Here is a 20600-nt window from a genome sequence, read left to right as displayed (position 1 = left end):
AGGGGAGGCCGGTACCCCACCGTCACCCGTGGACTACACAGGGTCATCAGGGGTAGTCAGCAGGTGTGAAGCAGAAACTGCGGGGGGCCGGACGCAAGGGCCGGCTGCTGATCATCGGTGGGGCGGAGAACCGGACCTGCGGGTCCGGGCCCCTGGAGACGTTCGCCGAGCTGGCGGGCGGCGAGGACGCGCGGATCGTGGTGGTCACGACGGCCACCGAGGTGCCGGAGGAGGTCGCCGAGGAGTACACCGCGGTGTTCGGCAGGCTCGGCGTGACCTCGGTGCGGGAGCTGCGGCTGCTCGGCCGGGCCGCGGCCGACGACGCGGCGACGCTGCGGGCCCTGGAGACGGCGACCGGGGTGCTGTTCAGCGGCGGCGACCAGTCGCGGCTGCGGACCCTCGTCGGGTCCAGGACCAACGAGCTGCTGCAGCGGCGGCTCGACCAGGAGGGCCTCGTCATCGCCGGGACGAGCGCGGGCGCGACCGCGATGGGCCACTGGATGATCCTCGGCGGCCACGGCCACGAGGTCGCCGCGTCCAGCGTGAAGGTGGGGCCGGGGCTCGGGCTGCTCGACAACGTCCTCATCGACATGCACTTCAACGAGCGGGGGCGGCTGCCGCGGCTGATGAGCGGCATCGCGCTCGACACCCGGCTGCTCGGCGTCGGCATCGACGAGGACACCGCGATCGTCGTCGGCGACGGGCGGTTCGACGTCGTCGGCACCGGCGTCGTCACCGTCGTGGACGCGGGCCAGTCCACGATCGCCTACGCCGCCTCCGACGACGAGCCGATGGCGATGCTCGACGTGTCGCTGCACCTGCTCCCCGCGGGTTGCGCGTTCCAGATGAACGACAAGCTCCCCGCGCTCGGCGACATGCGCGGCCCGGCGGAGGAGGAGGACTAGCCGTGCGGCTCGACCACGTGCGCCGCCTGAGCGGACCGAACGTCTACCTGGCCCGTCCCGTCGCGATCGCGCGGCTCGACCTCCAGGGCCTGACCGGGCACGAGACCACCGACCACCCCGGCTTCGCCGAGCGGCTGGTCGACGCGCTGCCCGGTCTCCGGACGCACCACTGCTCGGCGGGCCGCCCCGGCGGGCTGCTCGCCGCGATGGCGCGCGGCACCTACTTCGGGCACGTCACCGAGCACGTCACGCTGGAGCTGTCCGGGCTGATCGGCCGCGAGGTGTTCTTCGGCCGGACGGTGCGCGCGGGCGGGCCGTCCGAGTACGACGTGATCCTGGAGTGCCCGCGGGACGAGCCGTCCGGCAGCGCGGTCGTCGAGATGCTGATCGCGCTCGCGCTGCGCACCGTGACCGGGGCGCTCGCCGGGCCGGCGCCCGACGTCTCCGCCGACCTCGCCCGGATCCGCGCCGCGCACGAGGGCGAGCGGCTCGGGGTGAGCACGGCCGCGCTGGCGCGGGCGGCGCGCCGCCGGGACGTCCCGGTCCGCCGGGTCGGCGCCCTGAACCTGCTGCGCCTCGGCTACGGCCGGCACCGCCGGACGGTGTGGGCGGCGATGACCGACGGCACCTCCGCGATCGGGATGGAGGTCGCGGGCGACAAGCGGCTCGCGCACCGCGTCCTCGCCGACGCGGGCGTGCCCGTCCCGGAGGGGCGGGTCGCGGCGTCCCCGGCGGAGGCGCTGGCCGTGCTGCGCGACATCGGCGGCCCGGTCGTGGTCAAGCCGCTGTCCGGGCACCAGGGCGAGGGCGTGCACATCGAACTGACCGAGCCCGCGGAGGTGGTGGCGGCGTTCGCGTCCGCCGCCGGGGATGAGGGCGAGGTGCTCGTCGAGTCCTACATCCCGGGCAGGGACTACCGCGTCCTCGTCGTCGGCGGCCGGGTGGTGGCGGCGGCCGAGCTGACCGCCGCGTGCGTCACCGGCGACGGCTCCTCCACCGTCGCCGCGCTGGTCGCGCGGGTGAACGCCGACCCGGCGCGGGGCACGGGGCACGACCGCCCGCTGACCCGGCTCGCGCTCGGGCCGACCGAGCTGGGGCTGCTCGCCCGGCAGGGCCACGGCCCGGCGTCGGTGCCCGCCGACGGGGAGCGGGTGTGGCTGCGCCGCAACGCGAACCTGTCCACCGGCGGGACGAGCCGGGACGTCACCGACGAGACGCACCCCGAGGTCGCGGAGCTGTGCGTGCGGGCCGCCGCGACCGTCGGGATGGACGTGTGCGGCATCGACCTGCGGCTGCCCGACATCGCCTCGCCGCCGCCCGCCGACCGCGGCGCGGCCGGGATCCTGGAGGTCAACGCCGCGCCGGGGCTGCGCATGCACCTCGCCCCGCACGAGGGCGTGGGACGCGACGTCGCGGGCGACATCATCGACCTCATGTACCCCGCCGGGACGCCGTCGCGGGTCCCGATCGTGTCGGTGACGGGGACGAACGGGAAGACCACGACCGTCCGGATGATCGCGCACATGCTGGAGCTGGACGGCCGCCGCACCGGCATGACCAGCACCGAGGGCGTGTACGTGGGCGGGCGGCTCGTCCACCTGTCGGACGCGTCCGGGCCCCGGTCGGCGGAGATGGTGCTCGGCGACCGGTCGGTGGACGCGGCCGTGCTGGAGACGGCGCGCGGCGGGATCGTCCGGCGCGGCCTCGGCTACGACCGCGCGGACGTCGCCGTCGTCACCAACGTCACCCGCGACCACCTCGGCATGGACGACACCGAGACCGTGGACGACCTCGCCGAGATCAAGGCGCTGGTCGCCGAGGAGGTCAGGCCGGGCGGGCACCTCGTGCTCAACGCCGCCGACCCGGCGACGGCGCGGCTCGCGGAGCGCCCGGTGGTGCGGGAGCGGGCGCCCGAGCTGCGCTACTTCGCGCCGTCGGCGGACGCGCCCGTCCTGGCCGGGCACCTGCGCGACGGGGGCGTGGGCTACTACGCCGAGCACGGCTGGCTGACCGAGGCGCACGGCGACCGCAGGACCCGCGTCCTGCCCGTGGAGGACATCGCCGGGTCGTTCGGCGGGCACGCGGCCCACGTCGTCGCCGACGCGCTCGCCGCCGTCGCCGCCGTCCGCGCGCTGGACGTCCCCGTCGACGTCGTCGCGCGGGCGCTGCGCACGTTCGACCCGCACACCCGCAACCCGGGGCGGGGCTGCGTCTACCAGGTCGGGGAGAACCCGGTCCTGGTCGACTACGCGCACAACCCGGCGGCGGTCGCCGCCGTCGGGGCGCTCGTCGCGCGGCGGTGGCGGGGCGGCGGCGTCGCGGCGGTCACGCTGCCGGGCGACCGGTCCGACGAACTGGTCGGCGAGACCGCGCGGGCCCTCGCCGCGACGTTCGGCCGGGTCGTCGTCTACGAGGACGAGGACCTGCGCGGGCGCCGCTCCGGGGAGATGACGCGGCTGATCGTCCAGGGGCTGCGGGAGGCCAGGCCGGATGTGCGGGCCCATCCGGCGGGCGACCTGAAGGGCGCGGTGGCGTCGGCGCTGGACATCGCCGCGCCCGGCGAGCCGGTCCTGCTGCTGTACGAGAAGCTTCAGCCGGTCCTGGAGTTGCTGGAGACGCTGGGCGCCGAGCCGGTGGTCCCCGAGTCCCCCGCCCCGTCGGACGCGGTGCCCTCGGAGGCGGTGCCCTCGGAGGCGGGCGGGCGGAGCAGCAGCACGGTGACCGACAGCAGCGCCAGCACGACGATCCCGTCCAGCCAGTAGTGGTTGGCGGTCGCGACGACGACCGCGACGGTCACGACCGGGTGCGCGAGCCACAGCCACCGCCACCGCGTCCGGGACGTGGCGACGAGCCCGACCGCGATGACGGCCGCCCACCCGATGTGCAGGGACGGCATCGCCGCGTACTGGTTGGCGATCGCGTCGCTCTGCGGCGCCCCGTACACCGCGGGCCCGAACCGCGCGGCGGTGTCGATCAGCCCGGTCGAGGAGAGCATGCGCGGCGGCGCCAGCGGGACGAGCAGGTGCAGGCCGAGCGCCGCCGTGGTCAGCCCGACGAGGACCCGGCGGATCCACCGGTAGTGGCCGGGCCGCCGCAGGTACATCCACAGCAGGAACGCCACCGCCGCCGGGAAGTGCACGAAGGCGTAGTAGGAGTTCGCCGCGTGGACGAGGACGTCGCTCTGCATCAGCCCGTCCTGGACGCCGGTCTCGGACGGCAGCCGCAGCGTCCGCTCCAGGTGCCAGACCTCGCGGGCGTTGCCGAACGCCTCCCCGACGCGCCCGGCGGCGAACAGGCGGCCGAGCTTGTACGCGGCGAACAGCGCGACGATCAGCAGCAGCTCGCGGAGCGGCCGGGGCCGTCCGCCCTCCGCGCGGCGCAGGCGCGTCAGCCAGGACAGGCGGGCCGGCGAAAAGCGGCCCGGCGAAAAGCGGGCCGACCAGGGCGGACGCGACGGTCCGCGCGGCACGGCCGGGGTCCCGGGGTCCCGGCGCGGCCGGTCGAGCAGGCTCAACGCGCGGCCCGGCCGGAGGCCCCCTGCGGCGCTGGGGAGGCGAACGTCATCCGCCCACGGTAGTCCGATCTTGCCGCAATGGCAGAATTTCAGACGCTGCCATTTCGGGTGACGTCCATCTCATCCGGTGATGGGCAGTCCTGCGTAGTTCTCCGCCAGGGACGTCGCGGCCGCCGCCGAGGAGGCCACGTACTCCAGGTGGGAGCGCTGGAGCCGCCGCTCGAACGTGCTCGCGGCCGGGTCGGTGTGCAGCAGCGTCGTCATCCAGTAGGAGAAGTGCTCGGCCCGCCAGACGCGCCGCAGGCAGGCGGCGGAGTAGCCGTCCAGCAGCGTCTCGGAGCCGGACGCGTACCGCTCGGCCAGCGCCCGCGCCAGGATGATCACGTCGGACACCGCGAGGTTCAGCCCCTTCGCCCCGGTCGGCGGGACGATGTGCGCCGCGTCCCCCGCGAGGAACAGCCTGTCGTGCCGCATCGGCTCGGCGACGAAGCTGCGCATCGGCGTGATCGACTTGTCGGTCACGGGGCCCTCGCGGAGCGTCCAGCCGTCGTCGGTGGCGAACCGGGTGGCGAGCTCGTCCCAGATGCGGGTGTCGGGCCAGGCGGCGACGTCCTCGTCCGGGGACACCTGGAGGTAGAGGCGGCTGACCTTGGGCGAGCGGAGGCTGTGCAGCGCGAACCCGCGGTCGTGGTTGGCGTAGATCAGCTCCTCGGTGGACGGCGGGACGTCGGCGAGGATGCCGAGCCAGGCGAACGGGTACTCGCGCGAGAACGTCCGCAGGCCCGGCACGGCCGGGCGGCTGACGCCGTGGAACCCGTCGCAGCCCGCGATGTAGTCGCACTCCAGCGTGTGGGTCCGACCGCCGCTGCGGAATGTGACGCTCGGCGCGGACGCGTCCAGGCCCACCACCTCCGCCTCGAACCGGACGTCGCCGCCGTCGGCCAGCCGCAGCGCGACGAGGTCCTTGACGATCTCGGTCTGCGCGTAGACGGTCACCGTCCGGCCGGTGAGGTCGGTGATCGGGATCCGGTGCCCCGCGCCGCCGAACCGCAGCTCCAGCCCGTGGTGGACGAGCCCCTCCCGGTCGAGCCGCTCGCCCGCGCCGCATTCGCGCAGCGCGTCGGTCGTGCCCTGCTCCAGCATCCCGGCGCGCTGCCGGTGCTCGACGTAGTCGCGGTCGCGGCTCTCCAGCACCACGGAGTCGATCCCCCGCAGGTGCAGAAGCCGGGACAGCAGCAGTCCGGCCGGGCCGCCGCCGATGATCGCGACCTGGGTACGCATCGAACCTCCTCATGCTCCGCCCGGCGGCGCTCGCGCGCGCCGGTCCCGGGGTCAGGCGCCGGTCTTCCGCTCCGCGGAGAAGACGTCGGGATGACCGTTCCAGTGCTGCGCCACGTCCCTCGACAGGGCGCGCACCGCCGTCGTCAGCGGCGGCAGCAGCCGCCGCAGGTCCGCGCCCCGCGTGCTCGACACGAGCGACAGCGCGGCGACGACCTCGCCCGACCCGTCCCGGACCGGGGCGCCGACGGACGACGCGCCGAGCGTCATCTCGTCGCGGGTGAGCGCGTACCCGGCGCGGCGGATCCGGTCGAGGGTGCGGCGCAGCTCGTCCGGGTCGGTGGTGGTGCGGGCCGAGTGCCGGGGCAGCTCGCCGCGCAGCACCCGCTCGCGGACGTCCGCCGGGGCGTGGGCGAGCAGGACCTTGCCGACGCCGGTGGCGTGCAGCGGCAGCGTCGCGCCGACCTGCGTCAGGACCGGCACCGAGCGGGTGCCGCGCAGCCGCTCCACGATCAGGACGCGGCCGTCGCGCAGGACGCCGAGCTGCACGTTGTCGTGCGTCGCCTCGTACAGGTCCTCCATGTGCGGGAGGGCCAGCTCGCGCAGGCCGGTGACGGCCGGGGCCTGGCTGCCGATCCGCCACAGCCGGGTGCCGATGCGGTAGGTGCCGTCCGGGACGCGCTCCAGGAACCCGCCCGCGACCAGCTCGCCGACGAGCCGGTGGCCGGTGGCGAGGGGCAGCCCGGCGCGGCGGCAGATCTCGCTGAGGTTCAGCCGGACGCCGCCGCCCTGCGCGAACGCGTTCAGGATGGCCATCACCTTGCCCGCCACGCTGACCGGCCGCGCGCGCCCCGTCCCGCCGGGGTCGCCCGGATCCGCGCCGTCACCTGCCACGTGGCCCTCCGCCTGGGCTGCGTTCACTCCTGCTCTGCGAGTACCCGCTGGGCGACGGCGAACGCCGAGTTCGCGGCGGGCACTCCACAATAGATCGCCGACTGGAGCAGCACCTCTTTGACCTCGTCCGGGGTGAGGCCGTTGCGGAGCGCCGCCCGGACGTGCATCGCCAGCTCCTCCAGGTGGCCGCCCGCGACCATGGCGGTGAGGGTGATGCAGCTGCGGGTCTTGCGGTCGAGGCCGGGACGGCTCCAGATCTCGCCCCACGCGTACCGGGTGATGAGGTCCTGGAAGTCTTCGGTGAAGGCGTCCTTGCGGGCCTCGGCGCGGTCGACGTGGGCGTCGCCGAGCACCGCGCGGCGCGTCGCCATGCCGCGCGCGTGCCGTTCGCCCTCGGTGAGGCGGTCGGCGCCGGCGCCGGGCTCGGTCATCGTCCGGTTCCCTTCCACGTGCGGTCGAGGTGCGCGGCGATCGCGCCGGTGACCGGGCCCGGCCGCTCCGCGTTGGCGAGGTGGGCGGCGCCGTCGAGGACGGTGAGCCGGGCGTCCGGGATGCCCGCGACCAGCCGGTCGGCGTGGCCGCGCGGCGGGGTCGGGACGTCGTCCGCCCCGGCGATCACCAGCGTCGGGGCGGTGATCCCGCCGAGCCGGTCGGTTGCGTCGAACCGGGCGAGGGCTTCGCAGCACGCCGCGTAGCCCTCGCGGTCGGCGGCGCGGAGCATCGCGACGTACGGCTCCGCGCCGGTGAAGCCGGGCGTGAACCAGCGGCCCGGCGCGGTCTCCGCGAGGGCCTCGGTGCCGTCCCGGCGGACGAGCGCGGCCCGCTCCCGCCACGGGCCCGGCTCGCCGAACCGCGGCGAGGTGCAGCACAGGACGAGGCTCGCGACCCGGTCCGGGGCGCGCAGCGCGAGCTCCACGCCGACCGCCCCGCCGAGCGACACGCCCGCGTAGGCGGCGCGGTCGACGCCGTGCTCGTCCATGAGGCGGGCGACGGCGTCGGCGAGGTCGGCGACGGTGAACGGGCCGTCCGGGGTCGGCGAGCCGCCGTGCCCGGGCAGGTCGTAGCGCAGGACGCGCCACCCGGCCGTGAGCGTGGGGAGCTGCGGGAGCCACAGGTCCATGGACGTGCCGAGGGACGGTCCGAGGACGACGGCGGGCGCGTCGTCCGGGCCGTCGACACGGGCGTGCGGCGCGATCACGCGCGGCTCCTCCGGTAGGCGTCGAGGGCCCGGTCGACGAGCGCGCCCGCGGCCCCGGGCCCGGGGTCGCCGCCGAGCGCGTCCAGCAGGTCGTCGAGGTCGGCGCGCATCAGCTCGGCGGACACCTCCAGGCCGGACACGAGGCCGGCGGCCGTCTCGGCGGCGCCGCCGGTGAGCCGCAGGCACTCGCGCAGCGGCTGCCACTCGGCGTGCCACTCCCCCGCCGGGCGCTCGTGCGGCGCGGCCAGCGCCGCGTACACCACCTGCGCCTGCGCCGGGACCTGCAGCGCCGCCGAGCGGACCAGCGCGGACAGCGCCGGGTTGCGCTTGTGCGGCATCGACGAGGAGCCGCCGCGTCCGGGCCCGGCCGCCTCCGCGACCTCGGCGACCTCGCTCTGCGCCAGCAGCCACACGTCGGTGCCGATCTTGCCGAGCGCCCCGGCGGTCAGCGCGAGCGCCCCGGCCAGCTCGGCGACCGGGGTCCGGCGGGTGTGCCAGGGCAGGACGGGACGCGCCAGGCCCGTCTCCTCCGCGTACGCGGCGACCAGGTCGAACGCCCGCGCGCCGTAGGCGTCGAGCGTCCCGGCGGGGCCGCCGAGCTGGACCGGCAGGATCACGGCGGTGAGCCGCCCGCGCGCCTCCAGGCAGCCGAGCAGCCAGTTCGCGGCCTTCGCGCCGAACGTCGTCGGGAGCGCCTGGCGGCCGAGGGTGCGGGCGGGCATCGGCGTGTCGCGGTACCGCGCGGCGAGCCCGGCGAGCGCCTCCAGCGCCCGGTCGAGCTCGGCGACGACGACGCGCCGCGTCCGGAACGCGACGAGCATCGCGCCGGTGTCGACGATGTCCTGGCTGGTGGCGCCCCGGTGGACGTGCTCGCCCGCCGCCCCGGCGAGGGCCCGCAGGTCGGCGACCAGCGGGACGACCGGGTTGCCCGAGCCGCGCGCCCGGCGCGCGAGGTCCACGAGGTCGAACCGCTCCGGCACGGCCGCGGCGGCGATCGCCTCGGCCGCCTCCGGGGGGATGATCCCGAGCCGCGCCTGCGCGCGGGCGAGGGCCGCCTCGGCGTCCAGCATCGCGGCCAGGTAGGCGTGGTCGCTCGTCGCGGCCTCGGCCGCCGTCCCGGCGCGGACCGGCGACAGCAGCCCCGCGTCCGGCGCGGCCGTGCGGCCGGTGTCGTCGTCAGAAGCCAAGGAAGACCGTCTCCCGCTCCCCTTGCAGGTGGATGTCGAAACGGTACCTCCGCTCCCCCTCGCGCTCGGCGACCAGGGTCGCGCGGCGCTCCGCCGGGACGATCCCGAGCAGCGGGTCGCCCGCGTGCGCGGCGTCGTCCTCGGGGAAGTACAGCCGGGTGAACACCGGCTTCAGCAGGCCCCTGGCGAGGACGAGGACGGCGATGTAGGGCGCGGCGTCGCCGGTCGCGCCCGGCTTCACGGTGCTGAACCAGTAGCCGCCGTCCGGGTCGGTGCCGCAGCGGCCGAAGCCCGCGAAGTCGTTCCCGTCCCGGACGAGGCCGCCCGGCCGCCGGCGCACCTCGCCGGTCTCGTCGGCCTGCCAGATCTCGACCAGCGCGTCGGGGACGGGCTCGCCCGCGCCGTCGAGGACGCGGCCGCGCACCCGGATCGCGTCCGGCCGCCAGGCCGGCACGACCTCGGGGCCGGCGTCGTAGGGCAGCGCGTAGCCGAAGAACGGCCCGACCGTCTGGGACGGCGTGACGGGGGACGGAGTGATCGGAGACGCGGCGTTCACGGGGCCTCCACCGGGGTGTCGCCGAGGACGATGTCCCACTGGTAGCCGAGCGCCCACTCCGGGACGGTCGTGTCCATGTCGAAGCGGGAGATCAGCTTCTCGCGGTCCTTCTGCTCGGGGATCGACTGGAAGATCGGGTCGAACGCGAACAGCGGGTCGCCCGGGAAGTACATCTGGGTGACGAGCCGCTGCGTGAACGCCGTGCCGAACACCGAGAAGTGGATGTGCGCGGGCCGCCAGGCGTTGTGGTGGTTGCCCCACGGGTAAGCGCCCGGCTTGATCGTGACGAAGCGGTAGCGCCCGTCGTCGTCGGTGAGGCAGCGCCCGGCGCCGGTGAAGTTCGGGTCGAGCGGCGCGGGGTGGATGTCGCCGAGGTGGGCGTAGCGTCCGGCCGCGTTCGCCTGCCAGACCTCGACCAGCGCGCCGCGCACCGGGCGGCCCGCGGAGTCGAGCAGCCGCCCGGTCACGATGATCCGCTCGCCGAGGGGCTCGCCGGAGTGCTGGACGGTGAGGTCGTGGTCGCGGCGGCCGAGCTCCTGGTGGCCGAACACCGGCGCGGTCAGCTCGACGCTGTCCGGCCCGAGCTTCGGCATGACCGGCTCCCGGGCGGGCGCCCGCAGCACGGTGCTCTTGTAGGGCGGGTACAGGTACGGCGGATGCGTCATGCGCTCATCCCTCCGATGCGGGCGGCGGCCCCCGCCGCCTCCACCACGACCTTGTCCATGTGCCTCCCATTCCCGCTCCCGGCGGACGACCACGGCCCGGTCACGGGCGTCGCTGGACCGTGCCGCCGGTTCCACACTGGCATCCGGGCGCGGCGCCGCGGCCCGCGGGTTTCCGCTGAGTGGAAGGAAGGGAGGGCGGGACTCAGACCTGCTCGGGCAGCCCGAACAGCGGGAACAGGGTCGTGTCGAAGAACGCCGAGACGTGCGAGACGCCGCCGTCCGTCAGGCTGACGACCTGCAACTGGTAGGGGCGGTGCACGCCGTCGTCGCCGCGCCGGTAGAGCCCGAACGCGGGCTGCCCGTTCGCCGCCGCCGGGACCATGCGCAGCTCCCCGGGGTCGGGGGCGCACTGGACGGCGATGAGCCGGACGACGTTCTCCGCGCCGACGAACCAGTCGAGGTGCGGCGGCATCTCCCAGATGACGTCCTGCTTGAACAGCTCGATGAGCCCGGCGATGTCGGCGTCCTCGAACGCCTTGGCGTAGCGTTCGAGGAATTCGCGCTGGCCGGGGTCGGTCGGCTCGACCAGCTCGTCGCGCAGCGGGGCGTTCTCCTCCAGCTGGGCGCGGGCCCGCTGCAGCGCGCTGTTGACCGCGGCGGTGGACGTGTCGAGCAGCTCGGCGACCTCGGCCGCCTTCCACTTCAGGACGTCCCGCAGGATGAGCACGACCCGCTGCTTGGCGGGCAGGTGCTGGAGCGCCGCGATGAACGCGAGGCGGGTGCTCTCACGCGCGGCGACGATCGTGGCGGGGTCGGCGGCGTCCGCGCCGAGGACGGTGTCGGGCGCGGGCTCCAGCCACGGCACCTCCGGCGAGGCGACCACGGGGCGCTCCGGCTCGTCGCTCGGCGCGCCGAGCCCGGACGGCATGGGCCGGTTGCCGCGCTGGTCGATCGCGGTCAGGCACACGTTGGTGGCGATCCGGTACAGCCACGTCCGCAGCGAGGACCGCCCCTCGAAGCTCCCGTAGGAGCGCCACGCCCGCAGGTAGGTCTCCTGGACGAGGTCCTCCGCGTCGTGGATGGAGCCGAGCATCCGGTAGCAGTGCGCCAGCAGTTCCCGCCGGTACGGATCGGCGAGCTGCTGGAAGTCCCGGTCTGACTCGATGGTGCTGTTCGCCATGCTGGTCACCTTCGTTCGGCGTCGTCGCTCGGACGGGCGCCGCCGACGGGCCCCGTCGGTCCCGACGGTAGGGGAACCCACCGACAGAACGCGCTCGATCCCCACATCGTACGCGCTGACCTGGGAGATCGTCCGCCGCTCGGCCCGGCCGGGGGATGGCCGGAGCGGGTCAGAACTCGAAGCCGCCGGGACGGCCGTTGCGGTCGGCGATCAGCCCGGCGAGCGCCGCGATGGCGATCTCCGCCGGGGTCTTCGAGCCGATGTTCAGCCCGATCGGCCGCCGCACGCGGGCGATGTCGGCCGCCGGGACGCCGAGTTCGGTGAGCGCCGGGATGTGCGGGGCCGGGTGGCGCGGGTTGCCCATGACGCCGACCCAGCGGACGGGCTGGGTCAGCACGTCCCGCAGGACGGGCCCGAGCTCGGGCCGGTGGTGGTCGGTGACGACGACGTCGGCGGTGCCGTCGAGCGGCGGGAGGTCGACGGCGCCGTCCCGGTCCTTGTCGGGGTCGACGAGGAAGGTGCGGTAGCCGAGGTCGGCGCCGTAGCGCAGCAGGTGGTCGGCGACGGGGCTCGCGAACACCGCGACCAGCGTCCGGTCGGCGGCGTCCGGCCGGACGTCGCCGTGCGCGACGGCGCAGGACGGGTCGCTCTCATGCGGGGCGCCGCCGCCTGCGCGCGGCGTGCCCGTACCGGGTGTGCCCATACCGGAAGTGTGCCGCCGGGGACGGCGGCCGGTCCAGCGGCCGCGCGGCGGGCCGTCCGGCCGTCGGTTCCGGGCGGCGATCACGGAACCGGACGGAAACTTCGCGGAAACCGGCATCGCCGAAACGCGAAACACTTCCCTGAGAGCGGGTATCACTGCACCCTAGACTGCACACAACCGGCGGCCTCGGGAGGGACCGTGATCGCGAGACCGGAGGGCGGCCCCCGTGTCGTGGTGGGGGTGGACGACTCCGCGGGCGCCCGCTGCGCCCTCTCCTGGGCGATCGGCGAGGCCCGGCTGCGGCGGCTGCCGCTGCTGGTCGCGCACGCCGCGCCGCTGCCCCCGCACGTGTCGGCGGCCGGGCAGCTCGGCTGCGGGATCACCGAGGCGCTGCGCGGCTCCGGCGCGGAGCTGATCGCCCGGCTGCTCGCCGAGGTCAGCGACGGCCCGCCGGACGGCGTGGCCATGACGGCGCTGGCGCTGGTCGGCGAGCCGGGCGCGACGCTGGTGCGGCTCGCGGGCGACGACGACATCCTCGTCGTCGGGCACGGGTCGCGGGGCGCGCTGTCCCGGCTGCTGCGCCCGTCGGTGCGGCTGCACTGCGCGCGGCGGGCCAGGGCGACGCTGGTGTGCGTCCGCCCGCCGTCGTTCGACCTGCTGCTGGAGTCGCTGACCGCGCGGGGCGAGTCGCCCGAGCACGTCCCCGGGTCCCGGTTCCGCCGCCTCGGCCGCCGCCTGCGCCTGCCCCTGTAGCCGGGCGCGCCCCTGTAGCCGTGCCCCGGTGGCCGGGCGTGCGGCGCGGGACGTCCCGCATAGGCTTTCCGCATGCGCAAGTACGTGATCATCGGCCCGCTCGGCAGCGGCAAGGGGACGCAGTCGGCGCTGCTCGCACGGGACCTCGACATCGTGCACATCGGCGTCGGCGACATCTTCCGCTGGCACGTGAAGAGCCACACGAAGCTCGGCGCGCAGGTGCGGCGCATCATGGCGGACGGCGAGCTGGTCGGCGACGACCTGGTGGAGGGCATCGTCCGCGACCGGCTCGACCAGCACGACTGGAACTACGGGTTCGTGATCGACGGCTTCCCGCGCAGCCGCAGGCAGACGGAGTTCTTCCTGGAGAGCTACGACATCGACGGGGTGATCAACCTGGACCTGCCGGACGCGGAGGTCCGCCGCCGCGTCCTCGCCCGCCGGTTCTGCTCCCGCTGCGGGATGGACTACAACCTCATCGCGGACCGGCCGACCGAGGAGGGGCGCTGCGACGTGTGCGGCGGCGCGCTCGCCGCCCGCGAGGACGACACCGAGGAGGCGCTCGCCGAGCGGCTGCGCGGCTACCGCGAGCGGACCGACCCGATCCTGGAGCTGTTCGGCCGCAAGGAGTACGTCGTCACGGTCGACGCGCGGCCCGCCGCCGAGGAGGTGCAGCGCGACATCCGCGCCCGGCTCGGCCTCCCCGCCCCCCGGTGATCCCGCCCGGGTCCTCGCCGGTCGTGGAACTGGCCGACGACCGCGCCGCCCGCCGCGGGGTGCGGCTCTTCCTGAAGCGGGACGACCTGCTCCACCCCGACCTGCCCGGCAACAAGTGGCGCAAGCTCAAGCACAACATCGCGCCCGCGCGCGAGGCCGGGACGGTCCTGACGTTCGGCGGCGCCCACTCCAACCACGTCCGGGCGACGGCGGCGGCCGGGCGGATCTTCGGGTTCGCGACCATCGGGGTGATCAGGGGCGAGGAGCGGCTGCCGCTGAACGACACGCTCGCCTTCGCCGAGCGGTGCGGGATGCGCCTGTCCTACCTGGACCGCGCATCCTACCGGCGCAAGCACGAGCCCGCCGTGATCGCCGCGCTGCGCGAGCGGTGGGGCGGCTTCCACCTGCTGCCGGAGGGCGGCAGCAACGCGCTCGCGGTCAAGGGCTGCGAGGAGCTGGGCCGGGAGGTCCCCGGCCACGACGTCGTCTGCGTCCCCTGCGGCACGGGCGGGACGCTCGCGGGCCTCGCCGCGGGGCTGGCGCCGGGCGGGCGCGCGCTGGGGTTCGCCGTGCTGAAAGGCGGCTTCATGGACGGCGAGGTGGAGCGCCTCCAGAACGAGGCGTACGGCGGGCGGCGCGGGGACTGGCGCGTCGAGCACGGCTTCCACTTCGGCGGCTACGCCAGAACGACCCCGGAGCTGGACGCGTTCGCCGACGACTTCGCCGCGCGGCACGGGGTCGTCCTCGACCGGATCTACACGGCGAAGATGATGGCCGGGATCCTCGCGCTCACCGAGCGCGGCGCGTTCGCGGAGGGCACGCGCGTCCTGGCGGTGATCACCGGCTGACCGCCGGGCGGGCCCGCGCGCGGCCCCGCCCGGTGTGCCGTCAGGCCGGGGGCAGGTCGACCAGCGCGGCCAGTTCGGCGCGGTGCCGGTCGGCCGTGCCGAGCGCGATCGAGTCGGCCTTCGCCCGCTTCAGCAGGAGGTGGGCGGGATGCTCCCAGGTGAACCCGATGCCGCCGTGCATCTGCACGCACTCCTCGGCGGCCTTGAGCGCGACGACCGAGCAGTGCGCCTGCGCGACGGCGACCGCGACCGGCGTGTCGCCGTCCCCGGCCGCGACGCGGGACGCGGCGTGCCGGGCGACCGCGCGGGCCTGCGTGATCGACGCCCACAGGTCCGCGAGCCGGTGCTTGAGCCCCTGGTAGGAGCCGACCGGGCGGCCGAACTGGTAGCGCGTCTTCACGTAGGCGACGGTGTCGTCCAGGCACCGCTCCGCGAGCCCGAGCTGCTCGGACGCCAGCATCGCCGCCCCGGTGAGCAGGGCGGCGCGGACGGCGTCCGGCCCCTCGGCGACGCGCCGCGCGGGCGCGCCCGCGAACGCGACGTCGGCGAGCCGCCGGGTCATGTCGAGCGAGGTCACGGCGGTGCGGCGGGCGTCGGCGGCGTCCACCGCGTAGAGGCCGCCGGACGCCGGGACGAGCAGCACGTCGGCGGCCAGGCCGTCGGCGACGGCCGCGACCTCGCCGGTGAGCGTCCCGCCCGCGACCTCGACGCCCGGCACGCCGTCACCCGCGATGTCGTCGCCCGGCGCGGTGCTGAACGGGACGGCCAGGACGGCGACGGCGTCCCCGGCGGCGAGGCGGCCGAGCAGGTCGCGCTCCCCCGCGGCGAGCAGCGCCGCCGTCGCGATCACCGAGCTGGTCAGGAAGGGGACGGGCGCGGCGGACCGGCCCAGCTCCTCCATGACCACCGCCGTCTCGCGCCAGCTCGCGCCCGCGCCGCCGAGGTCCTCGGGGACGGGCAGCCCGGCGCAGCCGAGCTGCGCGGCGACGGCGTGCCAGAGCGCCGCGTCGTAGGGGTCGTCCCGCTCCGTCCCGGCGAGGACGGACGGCCACGGCGCCTTGTCGCCGAGCACCTCGCGGACGCTCGCCCGCAGGTCGTCCTCGACCTCGCCGTACAGCAGGTCGCCCACGCGATCGGTCGTCGGGTCGCTCGCAGGGACGCTCATCGGGGCAGGTCCTTCCACGGGACGTCCTTGTCGACCCGGATCTCGCCGGGCAGGCCGAGCACCCGCTCGGCGATGATGTTGCGCAGGATCTCCGAGGTGCCGCCCTCGATGGAGTTGCCCTTGGCGCGCAGGTAGCGGTAGCCGGGCGAGCGGCGGGTGAAGTCGACCTCGGTGGGGCGGCGCATCGTCCAGTCGTCGTAGCGGAGGCCGTCCGCGCCGAGCAGTTCCAGTTCCAGGCCGGAGATCTCCTGGTTGAGCTTGGCGAAGGCGAGCTTGGCGCCCGAGCCCTCCGGGCCCGGCTGCCCGGCGGTGAGCTGCTGCCGCAGCCGCGCCCCGGTGAGGCGGGCGGCCTCGGCCTCCACCCAGGCGCGCATCAGGGCGTCGTGGAGGCCGGGGGTGCGCAGGTCCGGGCGGTCCCGCCAGAGCGCCGCGACGACGCCGATCATGCCGCTCTCGCGGGGCGCGGCGGCGCCGCCGATCGCGACGCGCTCGTTCATCAGCGTCGTCGTGGACACCTGCCAGCCCTGCCCGACCTCGCCGAGCCGGTGCGCGTCGGGGATGCGGACGTCGGTGAGGAACACCTCGTTGAACTCGGCCTCGCCGGTGAGCTGGCGCAGCGGGCGGACCTCGACGCCGGGCGCGGTCATGTCGCAGACGAAGTAGGTCATGCCGCGGTGCTTGGGGACGTCGGGGTCGGTGCGGGTGACGAGGAGCGCCCAGCGCGCCTCGTGGGCCATGGACGTCCAGACCTTCTGCCCGTTGACCGTCCAGGAGTCGCCGTCGCGGACGGCGCGGGTGGCGAGCGCGGCGAGGTCGGACCCGGCGCCCGGCTCGCTGAAGAGCTGGCACCAGATGTCCTCGCCCGTCCAGAGCGGGCGCAGCCAGCGGCGCTTCTGCTCCCCGGTGCCGAACGCGAGGATCGTCGGCGCGGCCATCCCGAGCCCGATCCCGTTGCGCTCGGGGTGGTTGGACGGCGCCCCGGCCGCGGCGAACCGCCGGTCGACGGCGGCCTGCAGGGCGCGCGGGGCGCCGAGCCCGCCGAGCCCCTCCGGGTGGTGGACCCAGGCGAGCCCGGCGTCGAACCGGGCCCGCAGGAACTCCAGGGGGTCGAGGACGGCCGGGTCGTGCGCGGCGAGGAACTCGTCCGCCCGCCTCTCCAGCTCGTCGGCGTCGGGCGGTGCTGTGCTCACAGGGCGGACCTCCGCGCGGGCGGGCGGCGACCGGGCCGCCCGCGAACATACCAACCGGTCGGTATGGCCCGTCCAGCCTAGGAAGCGCCGGGACGGCGAGTCAACCGCCCCCGCCCGTGTCCCCCGTCTCCCCCGCGCCCCGTCCCGAGGCGCCGGAGCCGGCGAGGGCGCGGGCGAAGGCGGGGTGGTCGTGGTAGTCGCGGGTCTCCACGATCAGTCCGTCCCGCACCCGGAGCACCTGGATGTTGGCGACGCGGAACGTCCGCCCGGTCGTCGCGACGCGCCCGTCGTAGTCGAACTCCGCGACGATCACCTCCGGGTCGGCCGTCTCGTGCACGACGACGTCGCGGGCGCGCAGTTCGAGCGGGCCCCGGGCGGTGGCGCGGAAGTGCCGGTCGAGTTCGGCGCGGCCGTCCACCCGCGGCGGCGCGGGCGGCAGCGCGAACGGCTGGACGACGACGGCGTCCTCGGCGTACAGGGCGGCGAGCTCGTCCCAGCGCCCCGCCGAGATGCCCGCGCTGAGCCGCGCGAACACCTCACGCGGAGTTAAGGCCGCCCCTTCGGACGTCATGTCCTCGCGCGTCATGCCATCGCCTCCTGGAAGGCGCGGTGGTGGGCGTAGTCGCGGGACTCCACGACGCGTCCGTCGCGCACGCGCATGACGAAGATGTTCGGGATGACGAAGGGCCGCCCGGTGTCGGTGTTGCGGCCCTCGTACTCGAACTCGGCGATGATGACCTCGGGGTCGGCGGTCTGGTGGACGACGACGTTGCGCGCCTCCATCTCGATCGGCAGGGTCTCCAGCTGGGCGAAGTGGCGGCGCAGCGCCTCGCGGCCCTCCAGCCGGGACGGCGGCTCCGCGAACGGGTGGACGACGACCGTGTCCTCGGCGTACAGCTCGGGCAGGCCCTCGGGGCGCCGCGCGGTCACGCCGTCGATGATCCGCTGGAAGACCGCGCGGGGGGTGGCGAATTCGGACATTCTCTGCTCCCCTACAATCGGAGTTCGTGCTCCGCATGGAAAATACGGAGCCGACACTCCACTTGTCAACCGGAAGGCCGAGATGACATCACCCGCGCCCGGTCGGCCGCTGCGCGCCGACGCGCAGCGCAACCGCGCCAAGGTCCTCGCCGCGGCCGAGGAGGTCTTCGCCGACCTCGGGACGTCGGCGTCCACCGAGGAGGTCGCGCGGCGGGCGGGCGTCGGGATCGGCACGGTGTTCCGGCACTTCCCCACCAAGGAGTCGCTGCTGGAGGCCGTCCTCGTGACGCTGGTGGAGCGGCTCGCGGGCGAGGCCGAGGAGCTGCGGGCGGCCGACGACGCGGGCGCCGCGTTCTTCGGGTTCTTCTCCCGGGTCGTGGCGCAGGCGGCGGCCAAGCAGGCGGTGACGGAGGCGCTGGCGGAGGCGGGCGTGGACGCGCGGGGGGTCACCGGCCGCGCCGGGCCCGGCCTGAAGGACGCGATCGGCGCGCTCCTCGTCCGGGCGCAGCGCGCCGGGGCCGTCCGGTCCGACGTGGAGGCGGGCGAGGTGATGGCGCTGCTCGCCGGGATGTCCTACGCGGCGGGCCACGCCGGCGTCGGGTCGGACGTCCTCAGGATCGCCTTCGACGGGCTGCGCCCGCGCTGACGCTCAGGCCGCCAGCTCCACCGGCAGGTCGTCGTGGTGCAGGACGGTCAGCGACGTGACCGCGCGGGTCAGCACGACGTACAGCCGGGCCAGGCCGCGCGCCTCGGCCGCGGCGATCGCGGCGGGCTCGGCGACGATCACGTGGTCGTACTCCAGGCCCTTGGCGAGCGAGGCCGGGACGACGAGCAGCCGCGCGTCACCGCCCGAGCCGTCTGAGCCGTCCGAGCCGGGGCCGAGGACGCCGTGCTCCAGCCCGGCCACCGCCAGCGCCGCCGCGTGCGCCCCGGCGGCGGCGTCCGGGACGATCAGGCCCACCGAGCCGGGACGGCCGAGCGCCTCCCGCGCCGCGTCCACGACGGCGGACGCGAGGTCGGGGACGCGCCGCACGTCCAGCGCGCCCGTCCCCGGACGCAGCGACCGGGGCCGCTCCAGGCCCGGCGCGACGTGCGGGAGCAGGCGGGCCGCGAAGTCCAGCACGGTGCCGGGAACGCGGAACCCGAGCGTCAGCTCGGTGACCTCGCCCTCCTGGCCGAGGTGGCCGAGGACGTCCGTCCACGACGCGGCCGACCAGGGCGTGGTGCCCTGCGCGATGTCGCCGAGGACGGTCGCCGAGCCCGTCCCGCACCGGCGGCCGAGCGCCCGAAGCTGCATGGCGGACAGGTCCTGCGCCTCGTCCACGACCAGGTGGCCGAGGGAGGGGGTGCGCTCGATGAGGTCGTTCAGCTCGTCCAGCAGGGCGCGGTCGGCGGCGGTCCACTTGGCCGAGCGGTGGGAGCGGGCGGGCTTGGCCCAGAGCAGGGCGGCCTGCTCGTCGTCGTCCAGCACGCCCTTCCCGGCCCTGCGCAGCAGGTCGGCGTCGGACAGCAGCCGGTGCAGGACCTGCTCGGCGGAGAGCTTCGGCCACACCTCGTCGACGATCCGCCGGACCTCGCGGCTGCGCGCGACCTGGTCCTGGACGCGGTCGTCCGGCGCCTCCCCGCGCTTCTCCATCCGGACGAGGATCTGGTGGGCGAGCCGCTGGGCGAACGCGGCGCGCCCGGCGCCGTAGCGGGTCGTGCCGCGCAGCGCGGCGGCGATCTCGCGGACCTCGTGGTCGGCGAGCCGGTAGCGGGCGATGCCGCGGGTGACGACGAGGCCGTCGGCGGGCTTGCGGACGTGCAGCCACAGCGCCCTGCGCAGGACGTCCGCCATCCGCGCCTCGCCCTTGAGCGTCCCGACCTCGGCCGGTTCCTCCGCGCCGGGCGCGCCGAGCAGGTCGTCCACCGTGGCCTGCTCGACGCGGACCTCGCCGAGCGCGGGCAGCACCGCCGAGATGTAGGCGAGGAACGCCCGGTTCGGCCCGACGATGAGGACGCCCGACCGCGACAGCCGCTCGCGGTGGGTGAACAGCAGGTAGGCGGCGCGGTGCAGGCCGACGGCCGTCTTGCCGGTGCCGGGCGCGCCCTGCACGCACACGGTCTGCGGCAGGTCCGCGCGGACGATCACGTCCTGCTCCGGCTGGATGGTCGCGACGATGTCGCGCATCGGCCCGGTGCGCGGACGCTCGATCTCCTCGGTCAGGATGCGGGACGGCCCGATCTCGGCGCCGCCGTCGAGGGGCTCGTCCTCGAACGCGGTCAGCTCCCCCGCCCGGAAGCCGAACCGGCGGCGCAGCCGCCAGCCCAGCGGCTCGGCGGGCCCGGCCTGGTAGAACGCGCGGGACACGGGGGCGCGCCAGTCCAGCACGAGCGGGCGGCCCTCGTCGCCGTCGTGGACGTGCCGCCGCCCGACGTACATGACGGCCGGAAGGTCGGAGTCGAGGTCCGCCCGGGCGCGGGCGTCGCGGTCCATGCGGCCGAAGAACAGCGGGGTGTCCGGGTGGTCGGCGAGCGCGGCGACGCGCTGGTCGAGCAGCGACTCAAGGAACTGCTTGGACACCCAGTCGGCCGCGACGTCGGCCGTCAGCGAACTGGCGTGCTCGCGCATCCGGCGCAGCGCGGCGCGGGACTCGGCGAGGTGGGCGCGCTCGGCCGCGAGCACGTCGCTCTCGGGGAGGTCGCGCAGGTCGGAAGGGTCGGCGAGGTCGGCGGAAGCGGACTCCTCGGACGGTTCTGGGGGCATGCGGACAGACCTCCGGCGGCGAGAGGGCGGTTCGAGGGCGAACCCACGAGCTTACCCGTCCCGCGCCACGCCGGTCGGCGCTCTCGTCCGGGGCGTAGAGCGGCGGAGAGCGGCGGTGAT

Annotated in this window: 20 protein-coding genes and 1 pseudogene; 6 read left to right on the top strand and 15 right to left on the bottom strand. The window is 75.7% G+C overall.

What is annotated here, in order from left to right; genetic code table 11:
* Positions 1-65 precede the first annotated feature (65 nt).
* Both FXF68_RS38720 and cphA read left to right on the top strand, forming a co-directional pair.
* Complete coding sequence (locus FXF68_RS38720) at positions 66-905, top strand: cyanophycinase (RefSeq protein WP_148767787.1); 840 nt, start codon at positions 66-68, stop codon at positions 903-905.
* Between the two features lie 2 nt (positions 906-907).
* Positions 908-3469 (top strand): annotated as a pseudogene (cphA, locus tag FXF68_RS44290) (cyanophycin synthetase); the annotation flags it as partial.
* A 26-nt stretch (positions 3470-3495) separates the two neighbouring features.
* Here cphA and FXF68_RS38710 read toward each other — a convergent pair.
* The 10 genes from FXF68_RS38710 to FXF68_RS38670 all read right to left on the bottom strand — a co-directional run bounded on the left by FXF68_RS38710 (position 3496) and on the right by FXF68_RS38670 (position 12080).
* Positions 3496-4374, bottom strand: a complete 879-nt coding sequence (locus FXF68_RS38710; protein WP_246179175.1) for a phosphatase PAP2 family protein — start codon at positions 4372-4374, stop codon at positions 3496-3498.
* Between the two features lie 165 nt (positions 4375-4539).
* The gene (locus FXF68_RS38705; protein ID WP_148767785.1) at positions 4540-5700 is read right to left on the bottom strand and encodes a 4-hydroxybenzoate 3-monooxygenase; all 1161 of its coding nucleotides are present in this window, start codon (positions 5698-5700) and stop codon (positions 4540-4542) included.
* A 51-nt stretch (positions 5701-5751) separates the two neighbouring features.
* Positions 5752-6591 carry an IclR family transcriptional regulator gene (locus FXF68_RS38700; protein WP_246179174.1) on the bottom strand — a complete coding sequence of 280 codons (840 nt, stop codon included), beginning with the start codon at positions 6589-6591 and terminating at the stop codon, positions 5752-5754.
* Positions 6592-6614: 23 nt separating this feature from the next.
* Positions 6615-7022 carry a 4-carboxymuconolactone decarboxylase gene (gene pcaC, locus FXF68_RS44680; RefSeq protein ID WP_342787233.1) on the bottom strand — a complete coding sequence of 136 codons (408 nt, stop codon included), beginning with the start codon at positions 7020-7022 and terminating at the stop codon, positions 6615-6617.
* Positions 7019-7789, bottom strand: a complete 771-nt coding sequence (gene pcaD, locus FXF68_RS38695) for a 3-oxoadipate enol-lactonase (RefSeq protein ID WP_342787232.1) — start codon at positions 7787-7789, stop codon at positions 7019-7021. Before pcaD ends, pcaC begins: the two co-directional genes overlap by 4 nt.
* The gene (gene pcaB, locus FXF68_RS38690) at positions 7786-8976 is read right to left on the bottom strand and encodes a 3-carboxy-cis,cis-muconate cycloisomerase (protein WP_148767784.1); all 1191 of its coding nucleotides are present in this window, start codon (positions 8974-8976) and stop codon (positions 7786-7788) included. Before pcaB ends, pcaD begins: the two co-directional genes overlap by 4 nt.
* Positions 8966-9532 carry a protocatechuate 3,4-dioxygenase subunit alpha gene (gene pcaG / locus FXF68_RS38685; protein WP_425458663.1) on the bottom strand — a complete coding sequence of 189 codons (567 nt, stop codon included), beginning with the start codon at positions 9530-9532 and terminating at the stop codon, positions 8966-8968. The genes pcaB and pcaG overlap by 11 nt, the downstream gene beginning before the upstream one ends.
* The gene (gene pcaH, locus FXF68_RS38680; protein ID WP_148767783.1) at positions 9529-10197 is read right to left on the bottom strand and encodes a protocatechuate 3,4-dioxygenase subunit beta; all 669 of its coding nucleotides are present in this window, start codon (positions 10195-10197) and stop codon (positions 9529-9531) included. Before pcaH ends, pcaG begins: the two co-directional genes overlap by 4 nt.
* Before the next feature lie 202 nt (positions 10198-10399).
* Positions 10400-11377: a sigma-70 family RNA polymerase sigma factor gene (locus FXF68_RS38675; RefSeq protein ID WP_148349017.1), complete on the bottom strand. Its 978-nt coding sequence runs from the start codon at positions 11375-11377 to the stop codon at positions 10400-10402.
* Positions 11378-11546: 169 nt separating this feature from the next.
* Positions 11547-12080 (bottom strand): XdhC family protein, encoded by a 534-nt coding sequence (locus tag FXF68_RS38670; protein WP_148767782.1) that lies wholly within the window; start codon positions 12078-12080, stop codon positions 11547-11549.
* A gap of 198 nt (positions 12081-12278) precedes the next feature.
* Between FXF68_RS38670 and FXF68_RS38665 the strand changes: the two genes are divergently transcribed.
* The 3 genes from FXF68_RS38665 (at position 12279) to FXF68_RS38655 (ending at position 14398) form a co-directional block, all read left to right on the top strand.
* Complete coding sequence (locus FXF68_RS38665; RefSeq protein WP_187438330.1) at positions 12279-12833, top strand: universal stress protein; 555 nt, start codon at positions 12279-12281, stop codon at positions 12831-12833.
* Positions 12834-12905: 72 nt separating this feature from the next.
* Complete coding sequence (locus FXF68_RS38660) at positions 12906-13550, top strand: adenylate kinase family protein (protein ID WP_148767780.1); 645 nt, start codon at positions 12906-12908, stop codon at positions 13548-13550.
* Complete coding sequence (locus FXF68_RS38655; RefSeq protein ID WP_148767779.1) at positions 13547-14398, top strand: 1-aminocyclopropane-1-carboxylate deaminase/D-cysteine desulfhydrase; 852 nt, start codon at positions 13547-13549, stop codon at positions 14396-14398. The genes FXF68_RS38660 and FXF68_RS38655 overlap by 4 nt, the downstream gene beginning before the upstream one ends.
* Positions 14399-14438: 40 nt before the next feature.
* On the opposite strand, the gene FXF68_RS38650 is transcribed toward FXF68_RS38655, so the two are convergent.
* The 4 genes from FXF68_RS38650 to FXF68_RS38635 form a co-directional block, all read right to left on the bottom strand.
* Positions 14439-15563: an acyl-CoA dehydrogenase family protein gene (locus FXF68_RS38650; RefSeq protein WP_148767778.1), complete on the bottom strand. Its 1125-nt coding sequence runs from the start codon at positions 15561-15563 to the stop codon at positions 14439-14441.
* Entirely contained in the window at positions 15560-16753 is a 1194-nt protein-coding gene (locus tag FXF68_RS38645) for an acyl-CoA dehydrogenase family protein (protein ID WP_148767777.1), read from the bottom strand. Before FXF68_RS38645 ends, FXF68_RS38650 begins: the two co-directional genes overlap by 4 nt.
* A 100-nt stretch (positions 16754-16853) precedes the next feature.
* Positions 16854-17339 carry a nuclear transport factor 2 family protein gene (locus FXF68_RS38640; RefSeq protein WP_222870295.1) on the bottom strand — a complete coding sequence of 162 codons (486 nt, stop codon included), beginning with the start codon at positions 17337-17339 and terminating at the stop codon, positions 16854-16856.
* A complete protein-coding gene (locus tag FXF68_RS38635; RefSeq protein WP_148767776.1) occupies positions 17336-17734 on the bottom strand; it encodes a nuclear transport factor 2 family protein in 399 nt (132 codons plus the stop codon). The genes FXF68_RS38640 and FXF68_RS38635 overlap by 4 nt, the downstream gene beginning before the upstream one ends.
* A gap of 82 nt (positions 17735-17816) precedes the next feature.
* On the opposite strand from FXF68_RS38635, the gene FXF68_RS38630 reads away from it, so the two are divergent.
* Positions 17817-18380, top strand: a complete 564-nt coding sequence (locus FXF68_RS38630) for a TetR/AcrR family transcriptional regulator (RefSeq protein WP_148767775.1) — start codon at positions 17817-17819, stop codon at positions 18378-18380.
* Positions 18381-18383: 3 nt separating this feature from the next.
* Here the strand turns inward: FXF68_RS38630 and FXF68_RS38625 are convergent, their stop codons facing one another.
* A complete protein-coding gene (locus FXF68_RS38625; protein ID WP_148767774.1) occupies positions 18384-20480 on the bottom strand; it encodes a HelD family protein in 2097 nt (698 codons plus the stop codon).
* Positions 20481-20600 lie beyond the last annotated feature (120 nt).

This window comes from Actinomadura decatromicini (assembly GCF_008121305.1).
Lineage (GTDB): Bacteria > Actinomycetota > Actinomycetes > Streptosporangiales > Streptosporangiaceae > Spirillospora > Spirillospora syzygii.
This window is presented reverse-complemented; position numbering and strand designations above follow the sequence as displayed.